Source organism: Pedobacter psychrotolerans (assembly GCF_004340665.1).
GTDB classification, from domain to species: domain Bacteria; phylum Bacteroidota; class Bacteroidia; order Sphingobacteriales; family Sphingobacteriaceae; genus Pedobacter; species Pedobacter psychrotolerans.
In genome coordinates this window covers 267,625-282,818 of the sequence record NZ_SLWO01000006.1, presented here as the reverse complement: position 1 = coordinate 282,818, position 15,194 = coordinate 267,625, and the positions used below count along the sequence as shown (strand labels likewise).

15 protein-coding genes are annotated in these 15,194 nt (G+C 36.0%); 7 read left to right on the top strand and 8 right to left on the bottom strand.

Going from position 1 to position 15,194, the window contains the following annotated elements; genetic code table 11:
* Window positions 1-37: 37 nt before the first annotated feature.
* Together EV200_RS16580 and EV200_RS16575 are read left to right on the top strand one after the other, a co-directional pair.
* Window positions 38-1,948: a beta-N-acetylhexosaminidase gene (locus EV200_RS16580; protein ID WP_132534624.1), complete on the top strand. Its 1,911-nt coding sequence runs from the start codon at window positions 38-40 to the stop codon at window positions 1,946-1,948.
* Between the two features lie 122 nt (window positions 1,949-2,070).
* Window positions 2,071-2,454, top strand: coding sequence for a diacylglycerol kinase family protein (locus EV200_RS16575; protein ID WP_132534622.1), 384 nt, complete (start codon window positions 2,071-2,073; stop codon window positions 2,452-2,454).
* Here the strand turns inward: EV200_RS16575 and EV200_RS16570 are convergent.
* Genes EV200_RS16570 through EV200_RS16560 form a run of 3 tightly spaced genes read right to left on the bottom strand, consistent with a single transcriptional unit; the run spans window position 2,434 to window position 4,120 of the window.
* Window positions 2,434-3,003 carry a DUF922 domain-containing protein gene (locus tag EV200_RS16570; RefSeq protein WP_132534620.1) on the bottom strand — a complete coding sequence of 190 codons (570 nt, stop codon included), beginning with the start codon at window positions 3,001-3,003 and terminating at the stop codon, window positions 2,434-2,436. The genes EV200_RS16575 and EV200_RS16570 overlap by 21 nt on opposite strands.
* Before the next feature lie 36 nt (window positions 3,004-3,039).
* Window positions 3,040-3,636 (bottom strand): hypothetical protein, encoded by a 597-nt coding sequence (locus EV200_RS16565; RefSeq protein WP_132534618.1) that lies wholly within the window; start codon window positions 3,634-3,636, stop codon window positions 3,040-3,042.
* Window positions 3,623-4,120, bottom strand: a complete 498-nt coding sequence (locus EV200_RS16560) for an RNA polymerase sigma factor (RefSeq protein ID WP_029286005.1) — start codon at window positions 4,118-4,120, stop codon at window positions 3,623-3,625. Before EV200_RS16560 ends, EV200_RS16565 begins: the two co-directional genes overlap by 14 nt.
* A gap of 158 nt (window positions 4,121-4,278) precedes the next feature.
* Between EV200_RS16560 and EV200_RS16555 the strand changes: the two genes are divergently transcribed.
* From EV200_RS16555 to EV200_RS21915, 5 genes are all read left to right on the top strand, one after another.
* The gene (locus tag EV200_RS16555; protein WP_132534616.1) at window positions 4,279-5,655 is read left to right on the top strand and encodes a dicarboxylate/amino acid:cation symporter; all 1,377 of its coding nucleotides are present in this window, start codon (window positions 4,279-4,281) and stop codon (window positions 5,653-5,655) included.
* A 171-nt stretch (window positions 5,656-5,826) separates the two neighbouring features.
* A complete protein-coding gene (locus EV200_RS16550; protein WP_132534614.1) occupies window positions 5,827-6,327 on the top strand; it encodes a hypothetical protein in 501 nt (166 codons plus the stop codon).
* A gap of 130 nt (window positions 6,328-6,457) precedes the next feature.
* A complete protein-coding gene (rplU, locus tag EV200_RS16545; RefSeq protein ID WP_132534612.1) occupies window positions 6,458-6,769 on the top strand; it encodes a 50S ribosomal protein L21 in 312 nt (103 codons plus the stop codon).
* 50 nt (window positions 6,770-6,819) lie between these two features.
* Window positions 6,820-7,227 (top strand): 50S ribosomal protein L27, encoded by a 408-nt coding sequence (gene rpmA / locus EV200_RS16540; RefSeq protein ID WP_132534610.1) that lies wholly within the window; start codon window positions 6,820-6,822, stop codon window positions 7,225-7,227.
* Window positions 7,228-7,366: 139 nt separating this feature from the next.
* The gene (locus EV200_RS21915) at window positions 7,367-8,197 is read left to right on the top strand and encodes a hypothetical protein (protein WP_188754125.1); all 831 of its coding nucleotides are present in this window, start codon (window positions 7,367-7,369) and stop codon (window positions 8,195-8,197) included.
* A 48-nt stretch (window positions 8,198-8,245) separates the two neighbouring features.
* Here the strand turns inward: EV200_RS21915 and EV200_RS16530 are convergent, their stop codons facing one another.
* The 5 genes from EV200_RS16530 to EV200_RS16510 form a co-directional block, all read right to left on the bottom strand.
* The gene (locus EV200_RS16530) at window positions 8,246-9,220 is read right to left on the bottom strand and encodes a polyprenyl synthetase family protein (RefSeq protein ID WP_132534608.1); all 975 of its coding nucleotides are present in this window, start codon (window positions 9,218-9,220) and stop codon (window positions 8,246-8,248) included.
* A gap of 188 nt (window positions 9,221-9,408) precedes the next feature.
* Window positions 9,409-11,541: a ribonuclease R gene (rnr, locus tag EV200_RS16525; RefSeq protein WP_132534606.1), complete on the bottom strand. Its 2,133-nt coding sequence runs from the start codon at window positions 11,539-11,541 to the stop codon at window positions 9,409-9,411.
* A gap of 105 nt (window positions 11,542-11,646) precedes the next feature.
* Window positions 11,647-12,675: a sialidase family protein gene (locus EV200_RS16520; RefSeq protein WP_132534604.1), complete on the bottom strand. Its 1,029-nt coding sequence runs from the start codon at window positions 12,673-12,675 to the stop codon at window positions 11,647-11,649.
* Between the two features lie 96 nt (window positions 12,676-12,771).
* Entirely contained in the window at window positions 12,772-14,475 is a 1,704-nt protein-coding gene (locus tag EV200_RS16515) for an ABC transporter ATP-binding protein (protein ID WP_132534602.1), read from the bottom strand.
* Window positions 14,475-15,188, bottom strand: coding sequence for a 3'-5' exonuclease (locus tag EV200_RS16510; protein WP_132534600.1), 714 nt, complete (start codon window positions 15,186-15,188; stop codon window positions 14,475-14,477). The genes EV200_RS16515 and EV200_RS16510 overlap by 1 nt, the downstream gene beginning before the upstream one ends.
* Window positions 15,189-15,194 lie beyond the last annotated feature (6 nt).

Below are 15,194 nucleotides of genomic sequence, written 5' to 3'. Positions count from 1 at the left end.
TTAATTTAATGAAAATTTTATTCAAAAAAACTTACACATGAACAAAGCTTTACACATTGTTATTGGAGTATTAATAAGTATAAGTGCCTTTGCGCAAAGTGATCCAAATCTTGGAATCATTCCAGCGCCGGTATCTGTTACAAGAGCTAACGGAAATTTTATCTTAGATAAAACAACAATTCTGATCAATCAGAGTATTGATGGAGCAAAGATAAATGATTTATTAAATGCATTCATCGTAAGCAGAGCTGGTTTTGCACTTAGAGAAGCTAAAATTAGTCAGCCTAATCAAAAAAGTATTCTTCTAACTTCAGTTGGTGCAGATAAATTACCCAATGAAGGATATACCATTAAAATAAATTCCAATCAAATCGTTATCACCGGTAGAGGTGCAGGCTTATTTTATGCGGTTCAATCTATGATGCAAATGATGCCCGAAAAGGCGGGTGATAAAATTACGGTTCTTGCAGTTTCCATTAATGATTATCCACGTTTCAGCTATCGCGGAACAATGCTGGATGTTAGCCGTCATTTCTTCCCGATTTCATTTATTAAAAAATATATTGATCAGCTGGCTTACTATAAAATCAATACTTTTCACTGGCATTTAACAGATGATCAGGGTTGGAGACTGGAAATCAAAAAATATCCAAAATTAACTACTGTAGGCTCGGTTAGAAATGGTTCTATCATTGGTCGTTATCCGGGAACTGGAAATTACCTGACGGAGGTAAAAGGTTTTTACACACAAGATGAAGCGAAAGAAATTGTAAAATATGCAGCAGAGCGTTACATTACGGTTATCCCTGAAATTGAGTTGCCTGGCCATGCATCGGCAGCGATTGCCGCTTATCCTGCCTTAAGCTGTTTTCCTGACCGCGATACATTTGTAAGTGATAAAACGGCATGGGCCGGATCAAGAAAGGGAAAGCAAGTACAGCAAACCTGGGGCGTTTTTGATGATATTTTTGTTCCTTCACAAAATACATTCAATATGTTGAATGAAGTTTTGGATGAAGTGATTGCTATATTTCCTTCTAAATACATTCATATCGGTGGCGATGAGGCACCCAAAACCTATTGGAAAGAATCTCCTTTTTGCCAGGCTTTGATGAAAGAAAAGGGTTTGAAGGATGAGCATGAATTACAGAGCTATTTCATCCAAACAATCGAGAAACATGTGAATGAAAAAGGTCGTTCTATCATTGGTTGGGATGAAATTCTGGAAGGTGGTTTAGCACCAAACGCAACAGTAATGAGCTGGAGGGGAGAGGCTGGTGGAATTGCCGCTGCCCAACAAAATCATGATGTGATTATGACGCCAGGCTCTATGGGTTTATATATTGATCATCAACAATCTGAATCGCCTGATGAGCCTTTAACAATTGGTGGCTTGGCACCTTACCAAAAGATTTATGGTTATGACCCGATTCCACAAGTTTTAACTGCTGATCAAAGAAAGTATATTAAAGGCGTTCAAGCCAATATGTGGACGGAATATATTAAAACCACAAGTAAAATAGAGAACCACGCTTTTCCACGTTTAATGGCACTTTCTGAAATTGCATGGACTCCTGTTGACCGTAAAGATTTAAAAAACTTTTCAGAAGAACGTTTGCCTGTTCACCTGGCCCGCTTAGATAAAATGGACGTTAATTTTTGGGTACCAACACCTATTGGTCAAAGTGAAAAAACACTTAATGGCGGCGATTTTGCCATTGATTTGAAAGTGCCTATCATTGGAGGTAAAATTTACTATTCATTAGATTCTTCACGTCCATCTGAAAATGCATTTTTATATACAGCACCCTTTAAGGTTGTTGTCCCAAAGGGAGAGAAAAGAGTATTGAAAACCATTGTTATTGCACCTAGTGGTAAAAGAAGTGTAGTTACTGAAACATTATTAAATAATGGAGCTCCTGAAGCAAAAGTAGAAACCAAGAAATAAATCTCAAGTATTTGCAGCCTTAATAACTTCATCAGTTTTTTGATAAAGTTATTGAGGCTTTATTTCTTAATGGGAAATCTATTCTATTAAAAGAAAAGTAATCATTGTACCTTTGATGTTCAATGGACGGAAAAAATAAATTTTCAATTATTGAGAGATTAAGAAGCTTTAAATATGCTATTAATGGTCTGAGGTTATTTTTGATGAATGATCACAATGGCCGTGTGCATTTTTGTGCAGCTATTATAGCCATTGGGTTATCGTGGTTACTTCATATTTCAGCATTAGAATGGGTGACAATTCTCCTAATGATTGGTGCTGTTATTGTTACTGAGATGATTAATGCATCTATCGAAAAACTTGCTGATGTAGTTTCTCCGGAATATCATCCCAAGATTAAGATAGTTAAGGATGTAGCCGCGGGTGCTGTATTGGTGACTGCCTTTTTAGCGGTAATTATTGGTGCCATTATATTTATTCCAAAGCTACTTTCCTGCTTCAGCTAAACTTGCTGCTCTGGATTCTTCAGTTTTATCCCTAATAATCTGATCCCATCGGGCTTGCATTTTGTGATTGCTGCCGTGTTCCGTTTCTTCATCGTAGTTCCGTTGCATGGTATCGAAGTAACTGCTTACTTCATTGGCCAATTGTGAAATTTGAGCTTTATAGTTTTTAACAGAATAATTTCGGTTTTTTAATACCCTTTCTGCTTCTGAGAGCAGGATGTATTGAATGTTTACATGCCCTTGCTCATGATGTAGCAAGTCTGCGCTAACTTGCGGGTTTTTAATTTTATCCCACTTTACCCAGGAGCGGTTTTTATCAATGGTAACCTCATTTTTAAGCTTAATAATCACCCGGTTTCTATACACGCTAGATTCATAGCTGTACTGCCATCTCATTGCGGTGAGGGCAAAGAATGGAGAGTTGTCATCAGCCTTTGCTTTGTAATAAGTTTCCCAGTTTATTTGAACAGGTTCTGTATAATCCTGTCTAAATCCAAAAGTTAGTGGCAATGCCAGTAAAAAAATAATAGGTATAAGCAGTTTTTTCATTCAGATTTTAAATGCTAAAAAACCGTGCCTAAAATTTTATGGTGTAGAAATTTGCTGACTAATCCTTTCAAATTTTTCGATTAGTAAAGCAATTCTTTCCTTTTCTCTTTTTATTACGGCTTTTCTTAGAATGGTTGAACAAAATAGAATCCATAGAAACGTTAAGCCAATTGCAATAACCTTTTGAATCAAGCTAAAAAGACTCAGAATTTCTATGAAATAAAATATAATGCCCAGAGAAAGCGCTACGGTGTAGAACCAATATAATGTGTTATAAAGCTTATAGCGGTTAATTTGATAAGTTTTTAAATTATTCAGATATTCATTGGGGTGAGCTGTAAAATCTGTTCTGGAAATTAATCGATAATCCCTGTAAAGAATAATGGTATAGACACCAATAGTAATTATCGTGATGCTAATACCAACATGTGTAGTCCATGAATTGAAATGAAAGAAAATCCATAATGCTACAATAGCAATAAATGAGGCAGCCATGCCCAGGATGTTCAAAGCTGATTTCAGCTTTAAACCATTTACCTCTTTTTTGGCTTGTTGCAACATTTCATCAGCAGAAAACTTAACTTCTACCTCGTGCTTTTGCCACAACTCCTGTATTTGATCAAACGCTTGCATATTGGTTGTATAGTTCTGTTAATTTTTGTTTAATGCGGTGAATTTTAACTCTTAAGTTGCCTTCGCTAATGCCAGATATATCAGCAATTTCATGATAAGGCAATTCATCCAGTACCATTGTAATAATTAAACGATCGTTTTCTTCGAGTTTAGAAATGCATTTATATAAAAGTGCAACCTGCTCATTTTTTTCAGAAAACTCCTCGATTTTATTTTCAATAATATTATCTGTTAATTCATCCTTAGCCTGTCTTTTTTCTGATCTTAAATAAGTTAAGCAAGTGTTTACGGCAATTCTGTAGATCCAGGTAGAGATTAAAGATTTGTTTCTGAACTTATCTAAATTCTGCCAGACTTTTAAAAATGTTTCCTGCAACAGATCATTTGCAGCATCGGTATCGCCGGTATAACCATAACATAAATGGAATATCTTTTTGGAATTAGAATCAAAGATTTCTTTAAATAGTTTGTCTTTTTGTTCCATTTAAGGGCGTGTAATGGTTTTTAGATATAATTTAGATATTAATGTTACAGCGAAAGTAAAAATAATATGCTTTTTACCAGTGTCGAAAATCAAAATTTGTTACACCACCTAAATATCGTAGTTTTACCAAATTAACAGGGCCACAAACTTTTTTATTCATGAAGAAAAACAAACTCACACTTTTTATTTTCATTGCGCTGATTGCCGGTATTGGCTTAGGATATATTTTAAACGTTAATTCTATTGATGTTTACAATCAAAATATTCTGAATGCAGATGCCAAGGTTAAAAGCATAGAAGTTAATATCGCTAAAACTACAGATACTGCATCTGCCGCTTATACACAGCTCAGGGCTGAACGCAAGGCTAATGTTAATATTAAAAGGGAAAATGAGGAAATTCGCGAGAAAAAACTGGAGTATTTTACTTTGTTGAGCGATATCTTTCTCCGCTTAATAAAAATGATCGTTGCACCACTCGTGTTTACTACACTTGTAGTTGGCGTAGCCAAAGTAGGTGATATTAAAGCTGTAGGGCGTATTGGCGGTAAAACATTAGGCTGGTTTATGGCCATGTCCCTGATGTCGCTGGTGCTGGGATTAATTCTAGTCAACCTGTTTGAGCCAGGCAAACATATGAAACTAACTTTACCAGATGAGTTGGTGAATACGGGTATTCAAAAAGCTTCGATGAGCGTAAAAGATTTTATCGCACATGTGTTTCCAAAAAGCATTGCCGAATCTATGGCGACCAATGAAATTTTACAGATTGTTGTATTCTCCTTATTCTTTGGTGTAGCTACAGCAGCCATCGGCGATTTAGGTCAGGTGGTAATTAAAGCTTTCGATGCTATTGCACATGTGATTTTAAAAATGACTGGCTATGTGATGAATTTTGCTCCGTTGGCAGTTTTTGGTGCCATGACCTCCATTGTAGCCAAGCAGGGCTTAAATGTATTAAATACCTATGCCATATTTATTGGCGAATTCTATTTTGGATTAGCACTACTTTGGGCGGTTTTGATTTTTATAGGATTTCTAATCCTGAAAAAGCGAGTGTTTAGATTGGTTAATGATATGAAAGAACCAGCAATCCTGGCTTTCAGTACAGCGAGCAGTGAGGCCGCATATCCAAAAACGATGCTATTATTAGAGCGTTTTGGCTGTAAAGATAAGATTGTAAGTTTTGTACTTCCATTAGGTTATTCGTTTAACCTGGACGGTTCAATGATGTACATGACTTTTGCTTCCTTATTTATTGCACAGGCTTATGGAATACATTTAGGTTTCGAACAACAAATATCCATGTTGCTGATTTTAATGTTAACCAGTAAAGGAATTGCTGGTGTACCAAGGGCCTCACTCGTCGTTATTGCAGGTACAATTGCCAGTTTTAATATTCCAGAGGCTGGTTTAGCATTGTTGATCGGTATTGATCCTTTGTTAGATATGGGACGTTCTGCAACTAATGTAGTTGGAAATAGCATTGCTACAGCTGTTGTAAGCAAGTGGGAAGGGGAGTTAAAAGAGTCCTGAGTTGAAAGTCATTAGTCGAGAGTCTGTTTTTATAATTTCTTAATCGTCATTAAATGATTTTGGGATGAGAAGGTCTTTCAGAAAAAAAATGCAAACTTTGCAGCGTTTGTAAATTAGCTACTCATTTACTCAATCACTCATTTATAATTCATTCATTCAATAATTCACATCGTGTCAACAAGAGGAAAAAAAATATTCTTAGCCATTACCATCATCGTTCCGATGATCATTTATTGTTATATCTATTATAAGCCCATTATCCAAAACGCACCTTTTCGGAAAGATGATTTTGTATCGATGCAATTCAGTTATGGCGTAAAAGATCCCTTAGAAAATAACTATGACTCTAAAACAGGAGTATACCATTATGTAAATAACAAAGATTCGGTCATCACTAAAAAGTTTTTCTTAAAGAGTGATGATATTTTATATATGCATAGGAAGGCAAATGAAATAGGCTTATGGAACTTTCCTGACACCATCGGTAAAAAAAGTAATAAATCTCAATCTATTCCCCGTTACGATATTACCTTTAATTATAAGGAGAAATCTAAACATGTAACCGTTTATGGTGATTTTGATGGTAATCCGAAGCTATTAGATGCTGCCGTTCAAATGAGAAAGATCATTCAGGAAACATTATTACAGGCAGAAAGAAGATCAGGTAAATAGAAGGAAGCGATTAAAAATATTTTCCGATTTATTAAAGTGAAAATATTTTTGATATGTGTTTGTGTGTTAATTGAATTTATTCTATATTTGCACCTCGTTAAATAAAAATTAAAAAACTAATATTTAAACAATGTACGCAATAGTAAATATAGCAGGGCAGCAATTTAAAGTTGCTAAAGACCAGCACCTTTTTGTACACAGATTGCAAGGAGATGAAGGCGCTAGTATTGAATTTGATAATGTATTGTTGGTTGATAATGGTGGTGCAATTACTGTAGGTGCTCCTGCAGTTAAAGGTGCTGTTGTTTCAGCTAAGATCGTATCTCATTTAAAAGGTGATAAAGTAATCATTTTCCATAAAAAACGTAGAAAAGGTTATAAAAAGAAAAACGGTCACCGTCAGTTTTTCACTAAGATTCAGATCTCTGATATCACGTTATAATTAATTGTTAACCCAATAATTCGCTTTAGCGAGTTACAAAATATAAAATCATGGCACACAAAAAAGGAGCCGGTAGTTCGAAAAACGGACGTGAATCGCATAGTAAGCGTTTAGGTATTAAAATTTTCGGTGGTCAGTTAGCTATCGCTGGAAATATTTTAGTACGTCAACGTGGTACAAAACACCATCCAGATAAAAATGTTGGTTTAGGAAAAGACCATACATTATTCGCTTTGATTGATGGTACAGTTGTTTTCAGAAAAAAACAAGATAACAAATCTTATGTTTCTATTCTTCCTATTTTAGACGTTGAAATCGAAGAAGCATTAGCTAAAAAACCATTGGCAAAAAAAGAAGCAGCTGCAGTAGAAGTTGAAGCTATTCCAGCTCCGGCAAAAGCTAAAAAAGCAACTGCAAAAAAAGAAGAAGCTACTGAAGAAGCTGCACCAGCAGAATAATTAGTATAAAATTTATATAGAAAAGTCCCGATGCAAATCGGGACTTTTTTGCGTTTAAGCTTATTTAACAATGTTAAACGCTGTTAAATAACATATTTTAACAATGCATCGGTGTAAATTAGCCAGTAAATTATATACGATGAATATTAAGTTAATTACGTTGTTTCTCTTTTCCATTATTTCTTGCTGTTATTCGCTAAGTGCCCAGGAGGTTGAAGAAAATATCCGAATGAATAAAGCCTTTAAGGCTGATGGTATATCAAATGAATGGAACGAACCGCTTAACCAATATAATGATGCTACTAAACTCGCTTTTGCGCTGGCCAACGACGATCAAAATCTCTATATCATTATAGAATCTTTAGATCCCCAAACAACTTTTAGTATTTTACGTGGTGGAATTACCTTGAATATCAATACTGAGGGGAAGAAAAAGGACGGGATAAAATTAATTTTTCCTTTGATGGATAAACCTCCAATACCTAAAGATACTGAAGGAAAAGATAAACCATGGCCGAATGAAGGCAGTGAAATTCATGATCCTAATGCAGTGAATAAAAGTATTAAGATATCGGGATTTAAAAATATAGCTGATGGTAATTTACCAGCCATTAATCAAAGTGGAATTACAACTGGGATGAGTATACATCCTAATAGAGATCTCATTTATGAATTAAGTATTCCTTTAGCGCAATTACAGGTAAGTTTAGATTTTAAGAAACCGCTGGTGTATAATGTGAAAATTAACCAGCCCAGACAATCAGGTTTCAAGAAAGATGGTAACAAACCAATGAGCGAGGGTAGACCAGGAGGTAGAGGAGAAAAAGGTGGCATGGGAGGAGGTCATGGAGGAATGGGAGGCGGAGGCCGAGGTGCTGGCGGGCAACGGCCACCTGAAGGACTCGAGGGTAATGCTCCTGGCTCAAAGTCGTCAGATTTCTGGATAAAATATAAACTTGTAAAATCTTAACCCAAAAAACAACAAGATAAAGCTGGTCCCATTTTGGGACTGGCTTTGTTAATATTCTCTAGCCATTAACTGATTCGTTAAGGTTAACAGGTTTGATTTTTGCACCTCATTAACGTTAATTTGCTTGAATAAATAAAGTGCCTGATCTAAATATTTATTCATGCTTTCCTTGGCAACATTCTGAATATCCAGAGTGTCATAAACTAATCTGACCGATTCAACTTTTTCTTTATTGTCAAAATCTTTGTAACCAGTCCAGGTATCTAATGCTTCCTTGATTTCGCCATTAGCTAATTCAAAAGCTTTTAATAATAAAAACGTTTTTTTATTAGCAATGATATCGCCGCCAACCTGCTTTCCAAATTTTTCTGGATCGGCATAAACATCCAAAATATCGTCTTGCAGCTGAAATGCAATACCAATATTTTCACCAAACTGATAAATGAGATCAGCATCTTTTTCTGATGCGCCAGCGATAATGGCACCTAGTTTTAATGCTCCTCCCAATAAAACAGCCGTTTTCAACCGGATCATATTGATATACTCTTCAATACTAACATCATCTCGACTTTCAAATTCCATGTCGAGTTGCTGACCTTCGCAAACACCCTGAGCTGTTGCATTAAAAGTGTCCAGAACATCTTTTAAGAAAATGGGATTAACCTTAGCCAGATTTTTATTGGCTTCAACCATCATCACATCTCCGCTTAAAATTGCCGTGTTGGTGCTCCATTTTTCATGCACGGTTGCTTTTCCCCTGCGTAAAGGCGCATTGTCCATAATGTCATCATGCACAAGTGTAAAGTTGTGGAAAACCTCAATGGCCATTGCTGCATGAATGGAATCATGTGCATCTTTTCCAAATAATTCAGTGCCCATTAAAACCAATAGCGGACGAATGCGTTTACCACCAAGATTAATAATGTAGGTGATTGGATCATAAAGCTGTTTGGGATGATCAGGGAACTTTAAATTTTGTATTGCTGTTTCTAAAATTTGTTGTAATTGCTCTGTTGTATGCATGCACTATTTGTTATTGAGGTTTTTCTTTCAAAAATTTATAACCTCTTCTTCTTCGTTTTTTTATGATCAGATTGGATTTTCAAAAATCAACATTATTAATCATATTTTATGTTGTTTTTACGTCATTGGTTTAATACAATAACACTCTAATTTTAGAAAATGTTAATAACTATTCAATCGTTTAGTGGTTAGTCAGCAATAAGCGTAAAATCAATCTGACGTTTAGCCAGGTCAACCTTTTTTACACGAATCATTACTTCATCTCCAAGCTGGTATTTTTTCTTTTTACGTTGACCTACAATACAGTAATTTTTCTCATCCAAAACATAAAAATCGTCAGAAATATCACGCAAGCGAATCATACCTTCACATTTATTTTCTTCAATCTCTACGTACATTCCCCATTCGGTAACGCCAGAAATAATTCCTTTGTATTCTGTACCAATATTATCTTCAAGATATTCTGCCTGTTTGTATTTTATAGATGCTCTTTCAGCATCAGCTGCTCTTTTTTCCATGGCAGATGAATGTACGCAGGCCACTTCATAAAATTCTGCATCAGCTGATTTGCCACCATCCAGATAGGTTTGTAAAAGCCGGTGTGCCATTACATCAGGATAACGTCTGATAGGAGAGGTAAAATGTGTATAATACTCAAAAGCTAGCCCATAGTGACTGGTCTTTTTTGTGGAGTATATGGCTTTAGCCATAGAGCGAATAGCCAGAGAAGTTAGAATATTTTGTTCTTTTTTACCCTCAACATCAGCCATTAAATGATTCAGCGATTTTGCAATTTCCTTATCAGATTTAGTGTTAATTTTATAGCCGAAGCGAGATGCAAAAGTGGCAAATGTATTTAGGGTCTCCATGTTTGGAGAATCGTGAACGCGATAAACATAAGTGAGTTTTTTCTCGCCTTTTTGTTTTTTTGCCACATATTCGGCTACTTTTCTATTTGCCAAAAGCATGTAATCTTCAATCAGTTTATGTGCATCTTTACGTTCTTTTACATAAACACCAATAGGTTTTCCAGATCCGTCCAGCTTAAATTTCACTTCTGTGCTTTCAAAACTAATGGCACCATTTTTAAACTTTCGATCGCGTAAGATGTAAGCCAGTTCGTTAAGCTTAAGGATTTCTTCGGCATGATCACCAGCCTTATTTTCAATCACTTCTTGTGCTTCCTCATAACTAAATCGTCTATCCGAATGAATTACTGTTCTGCCATACCATTCATTTTGAATGTTTGCTTGTTCGTCCAATTCAAAAACGGCAGCGAAGCATAATTTATCTTCATGCGGACGAAGGGAACATACGCCATTGCTTAAACGTTCAGGTAACATCGGAATCACACGATCAACCAGATAAACAGACGTTGCACGACTATAAGCTTCTTTATCTAAATCAGTTCCCTGAATTACATAATGCGAAACATCTGCAATATGTACACCAATTTCATGGTTGCCATTTGGCAGTTTCTGGTAAGAAATGGCATCATCAAAATCCTTGGCATCAGCAGGATCAATGGTAAAGGTGAGTATATTTCTAAAGTCTTTCCGCTTTGCGATCTCAGCAGCAGAAATTTCTTCAGGAATGGCATTCGCTTCCTTCTCTACTTGTGGTGGAAATTCCAATGGAAATCCATATTGAGCAAGAATCGCATTCATTTCGGTATTGTTTTCCCCTTGGTTTCCCAACACATGTTTTACAATACCAATTGGATTTTTTGCACTTTCTGGCCAATCAGATAAAGATACCAGAACACGCTGACCATTTTTAGCATCAAGGGTATCTGCCAATGGCACAAAAATATCGTGCATCATCTTTTTATCATCAGCAATTACAAATGCAAAGCGATCAGAAATTTTAATCACACCTGTAAAATCTGATTTTGAACGTTTAATAATTTCGATAACTTCTCCATCATTTTTACGTCCGCTCTTTTTAGCGAAAACATAAGCCTTTACCGTATCGCCGTGTAAAGCATTTTTGAGTTTTTTTGGCGCTACAAAAATGTCTTTTTCAAACTCATCGGCGGGTACAATATAAGCTGAACCATCAGCGGTCATATCAACTGTACCAATAATAAAGTTTTGAAGATCTTTAAGTTTAAATTTTCCTTTTTCCGGTTCAAGAAAAACACCGGTGCTTTTTCCTTCTTTCAAAATTTCCAGAATTGTTTCTCTAGATTCCTGATCGTTAAGGTTTAACTTGGCTGATACTTGCTTATAATTGAGTAGCTGATTATTATTTTTTTCAAAAACATCACTAACCAATTGATTCAGAACCAATTTTATATTTCCCGATTTTTTCTTTGCCATATTTTAAAAAACTGAATTTATCGAAGATACAGAAAAGATGCTTAAACGGTCATTTTTGAGGTGTAAATTGTTAAAAGCTATGAAATTTACCTTAGTTATAAGCGGTTAATTTATGATCTTGAAAACCATATATTTGATTTTCTTTCGCTTGTCGGTGTAGCTTACATGTACATTTCCATTTTTATCCTGAATGATCGCTGGATAACTATATTCACCAGTTAGGTGATTTTCGAAGGTATGGATGTCCTTCCAGCTTTTCCCATCGGTAGAAATGGCCAGTTTTAAAACTGAGCGTCCTTCCCACCAGTTTTTGCCAGCACTTAGAGGATTATAAATAAGTAGTTGTCTTCCGTCTTTCAAAGTGACAGCATCACTACCCGAATTAGGATTAGGAAGTTGAGTGGCTTGAATCTTAGACCATTTTTCTCCATTATCTTCCGACCAGCTTTCTGCAATTACATTTTGCCGGCTTCTACATAATAGCTGCAGTTTTCCATTTTGGTAAGTAAGGATTGATGGCTGAATCACACCAAAAGTATCGCAATCTATTTCAATTTTCCTCCAGTTATTATTTTGATCATCTGATTTTTCCACATGAACTTTCCAGGTTTTTTCATCTAAACTCTCTGTACTTGATGGATAAATAATAGTGCCATTATGAAGTTGTATAGGTTTATTTTTGATTGGTCCAAGATAACCATCAGGTAGCCTAACGGCATCAGACCACGTTTTCCCATTATCTTTAGACGTTTTGTACATGGCCCACCATGCCCGAGGGTTAGGGCCAACTTTATAATGTAAGGTTAATAGACCACTTTTTGATTGAAATAGAACAGGATTCCAGCAGGCAAGGCTACTGGAATCATTCATTTTTCCATTTGCAACAGGTACAGGTTTGCTCCAGTTTTTGCCTGTTTTAGTGGATGACCAAATTTCTACATGCGAATCGCCTTCATGTTTTCCACCAAACCATGCGGCCATGATTTTACCATTATTTAATTCAACTAGTGTTGATGCATGGCAGGCTGCAAAAGGTGCTTGATTGAAAATAGCTGCAGAATCAATAATTTGAATTTTTTGTGCGCTCGCTGCTGTACTTATAAGACCCAGCACGATAAAAATGTATTTTAACATAGAGTTGGTAACTTTAAAATTTAATAGAAAGGTGCTGAACTAAATGCAGCTAGACGATTCAGTTATATCATCTTCCTATACTTAACCTTTACAGATTTAATTTCCTGGAATGGCGTCAATCAACTTTCTGGTGTATTCTGCCTTTGGTGCATAGAAAATTTGTTCGGGAAATCCTTCTTCTTCTATTTTACCTTTGTTCATTACCAGAATCCGATCGGAGATGTGTTTTACTACCGCGAGATCATGTGAAATGAAAATATAGGTTAATCCAAATTCCCTTTGTAAATCTCTAATCAGATTTAAAACCTGAGCTTGAACTGATACATCAAGTGCAGAAACAGATTCATCACAGATGATAAACTTTGGTTCTAAAGCCAGGGCTCTGGCAATAACCACACGTTGTCGCTGACCTCCGCTAAATTCGTGTGGATAACGATTAAAATGTTCTTCCTTTAGTCCAACTTTATTTAATAATTCCAAAACCTTCTGTTTTCGGATGGCATCATTTTCATAAAGTTTATGCACTTGCAGCGGTTCCAGAATGGATTGCCCGATACTTAATTTCGGGTTTAATGAGGCATAAGGATCTTGAAAAACGATTTGAATATCTTTACGCAACTTTCTTAATTCGGATTTGCTGATGTTTGTAATATCCATTCCGTTAAAGATAATTTGGCCCGAAGTTGGCTGAATTAACCTTAGAATGGTTCGTCCAAGTGTTGTCTTGCCACAGCCTGACTCTCCAACCAAACCTAATGTTTCACCTGGAAAAACCTCAAAGCTAATATGATCAACTGCCTTTAAATAATCGGTTGCTTTACCAAATAGACCATTACGAATTAGATACCAGGTACAAAGATCTTTTATCTCAAGTAAAGGTTTTTGGGCATACAGGCTTGATCTGCGTGTATTAATTTCTTTTTCGGTTAACTGATTCGAAGCTTGTAAATGTGCATTGGCATCATCAAATTGTCCGGTCATGAAATCTGCAACCACCGGAAGTTTTTTTAACTGTAGTGCAGGCGATGGGCGACAGGCCAATAGACCTTTGGTATATGGATGCTGTGGATTTTTAAATATCGTTTCTGCTAGCCCTTGCTCTACAATTTCACCTTTATACATCACCGCAACTTCATCTGCAATTTCGTTCACTACACCTAAGTCATGCGAAATGAAAATCATGGCCATGTCTCGTTCTTCTTTAAGCTTTAGCAATAGCTGAAGAATGGTTTTTTGTACAGTTACATCCAGGGCTGTTGTCGGTTCATCGGCGATCAGCAATTTTGGATTACAGCTAAGGGCCATTGCAATCATCAACCTTTGTTTTTGTCCGCCTGAAATTTGATGTGGATAGCTGTCAAAAATCTTCTCAGGTCTGGGGAGCTGAACCTCATTAAAAAGGTTTATAGTAAGTTGTTTAGCGGTGATCTGATCTACTTTTTGATGCAAAATAATGGCTTCTGCAACCTGTTCACCACAAGTAAAAACTGGATTTAAGGAAGTCATCGGTTCCTGAAAAATCATTGAAATCTGGTTGCCTCTAATCTGGCGGATTTCATTTGAACTTAAATTGAGTAAGCTGATTTCTTCAAAATCAATATCGCCAGTTATTTGGGCTGATTTTTCATCGTGCAGGCGCATAATGGAAAATGAAGTTACAGATTTACCCGAACCCGATTCACCTACGATGCCTAAAACAGTTCCTTTTTTTACCTTAAAACTGATGGTCTTAACGGCTCTGAACCAGTTTTTTTCATCCTGGTTATAGAAATCAATTGTTAAATTTTCAACGTTTAGCATTAAGATACAATGGTAATGTTTTCCTCTGAAATAATATCCATTCCTTTAAATTTTAAAAGCACTTGGGCAGTGGTTACCACATCTTTTTGACAGTAAGTTACTATCCGGTCTAGATTTTTTTCCTCATAGTAAACTTGCCTCACCTGACTGCCATCTATATCATCTTTAGGGGTTGGAATATTCAAGATGGTAGCCAACAAATTCAAGGATATAAAATGTTTGTAATCGCCAAATTTCCACATTTCCATGGTATCTAAATGATTCACTTCCCACGGTTTTTTACCAGATATATCTAATTGTACAGGTATTTCCAGCCCGTTTACCAAAAGTCGTCTGCAGATGTATGGATAATCAAACTCTTTTCCGTTATGTGCACAAAACTTAAGCGAAGCAGATTGTTTTTCAATTAATTGGCTAAATTGTTCCAGAATTTCTCTTTCATCGTCTCCCGCAAAAGACTTAAGCCTTAAGGAATAGGATTTATTTTGAAAGCTAAAAATTCCAAGGCTAATGCAAATGATCTTTCCAAACTCAGCTAAAATCCCCGCTCTTTCGTAAAAATCTACAGCATTTTGATCAGTTTTTCTTTGATGAATGGTTTTTTGTTCCCATAACTCCTGCATATGGGGTGGAACATCATCATATGATTGATGTTGTGGAACGGTTTCTATATCAAGTACTATCACTTGACTTAAATCTAGTGTTTTTAGCATGGAATT

Excerpts from the sequence above, each read along its gene's own strand:
- EV200_RS16580 (WP_132534624.1), top strand. The coding sequence starts at position 38 with ATGAACAAAGCTTTACACATTGTTATTGGAGTATTAATAAGTATAAGT.
- EV200_RS16575 (WP_132534622.1), top strand. The coding sequence starts at position 2,071 with ATGGACGGAAAAAATAAATTTTCAATTATTGAGAGATTAAGAAGCTTT.
- EV200_RS16570 (WP_132534620.1), bottom strand. The coding sequence starts at position 3,003 with ATGAAAAAACTGCTTATACCTATTATTTTTTTACTGGCATTGCCACTA.
- EV200_RS16565 (WP_132534618.1), bottom strand. The coding sequence starts at position 3,636 with ATGCAAGCGTTTGATCAAATACAGGAGTTGTGGCAAAAGCACGAGGTA.
- EV200_RS16560 (WP_029286005.1), bottom strand. The coding sequence starts at position 4,120 with ATGGAACAAAAAGACAAACTATTTAAAGAAATCTTTGATTCTAATTCC.
- EV200_RS16555 (WP_132534616.1), top strand. The coding sequence starts at position 4,279 with ATGAAGAAAAACAAACTCACACTTTTTATTTTCATTGCGCTGATTGCC.
- rplU (WP_132534612.1), top strand. The coding sequence starts at position 6,458 with ATGTACGCAATAGTAAATATAGCAGGGCAGCAATTTAAAGTTGCTAAA.
- rpmA (WP_132534610.1), top strand. The coding sequence starts at position 6,820 with ATGGCACACAAAAAAGGAGCCGGTAGTTCGAAAAACGGACGTGAATCG.
- EV200_RS21915 (WP_188754125.1), top strand. The coding sequence starts at position 7,367 with ATGAATATTAAGTTAATTACGTTGTTTCTCTTTTCCATTATTTCTTGC.
- EV200_RS16530 (WP_132534608.1), bottom strand. The coding sequence starts at position 9,220 with ATGCATACAACAGAGCAATTACAACAAATTTTAGAAACAGCAATACAA.
- rnr (WP_132534606.1), bottom strand. The coding sequence starts at position 11,541 with ATGGCAAAGAAAAAATCGGGAAATATAAAATTGGTTCTGAATCAATTG.
- EV200_RS16520 (WP_132534604.1), bottom strand. The coding sequence starts at position 12,675 with ATGTTAAAATACATTTTTATCGTGCTGGGTCTTATAAGTACAGCAGCG.
- EV200_RS16515 (WP_132534602.1), bottom strand. The coding sequence starts at position 14,475 with ATGCTAAACGTTGAAAATTTAACAATTGATTTCTATAACCAGGATGAA.
- EV200_RS16510 (WP_132534600.1), bottom strand. The coding sequence starts at position 15,188 with ATGCTAAAAACACTAGATTTAAGTCAAGTGATAGTACTTGATATAGAA.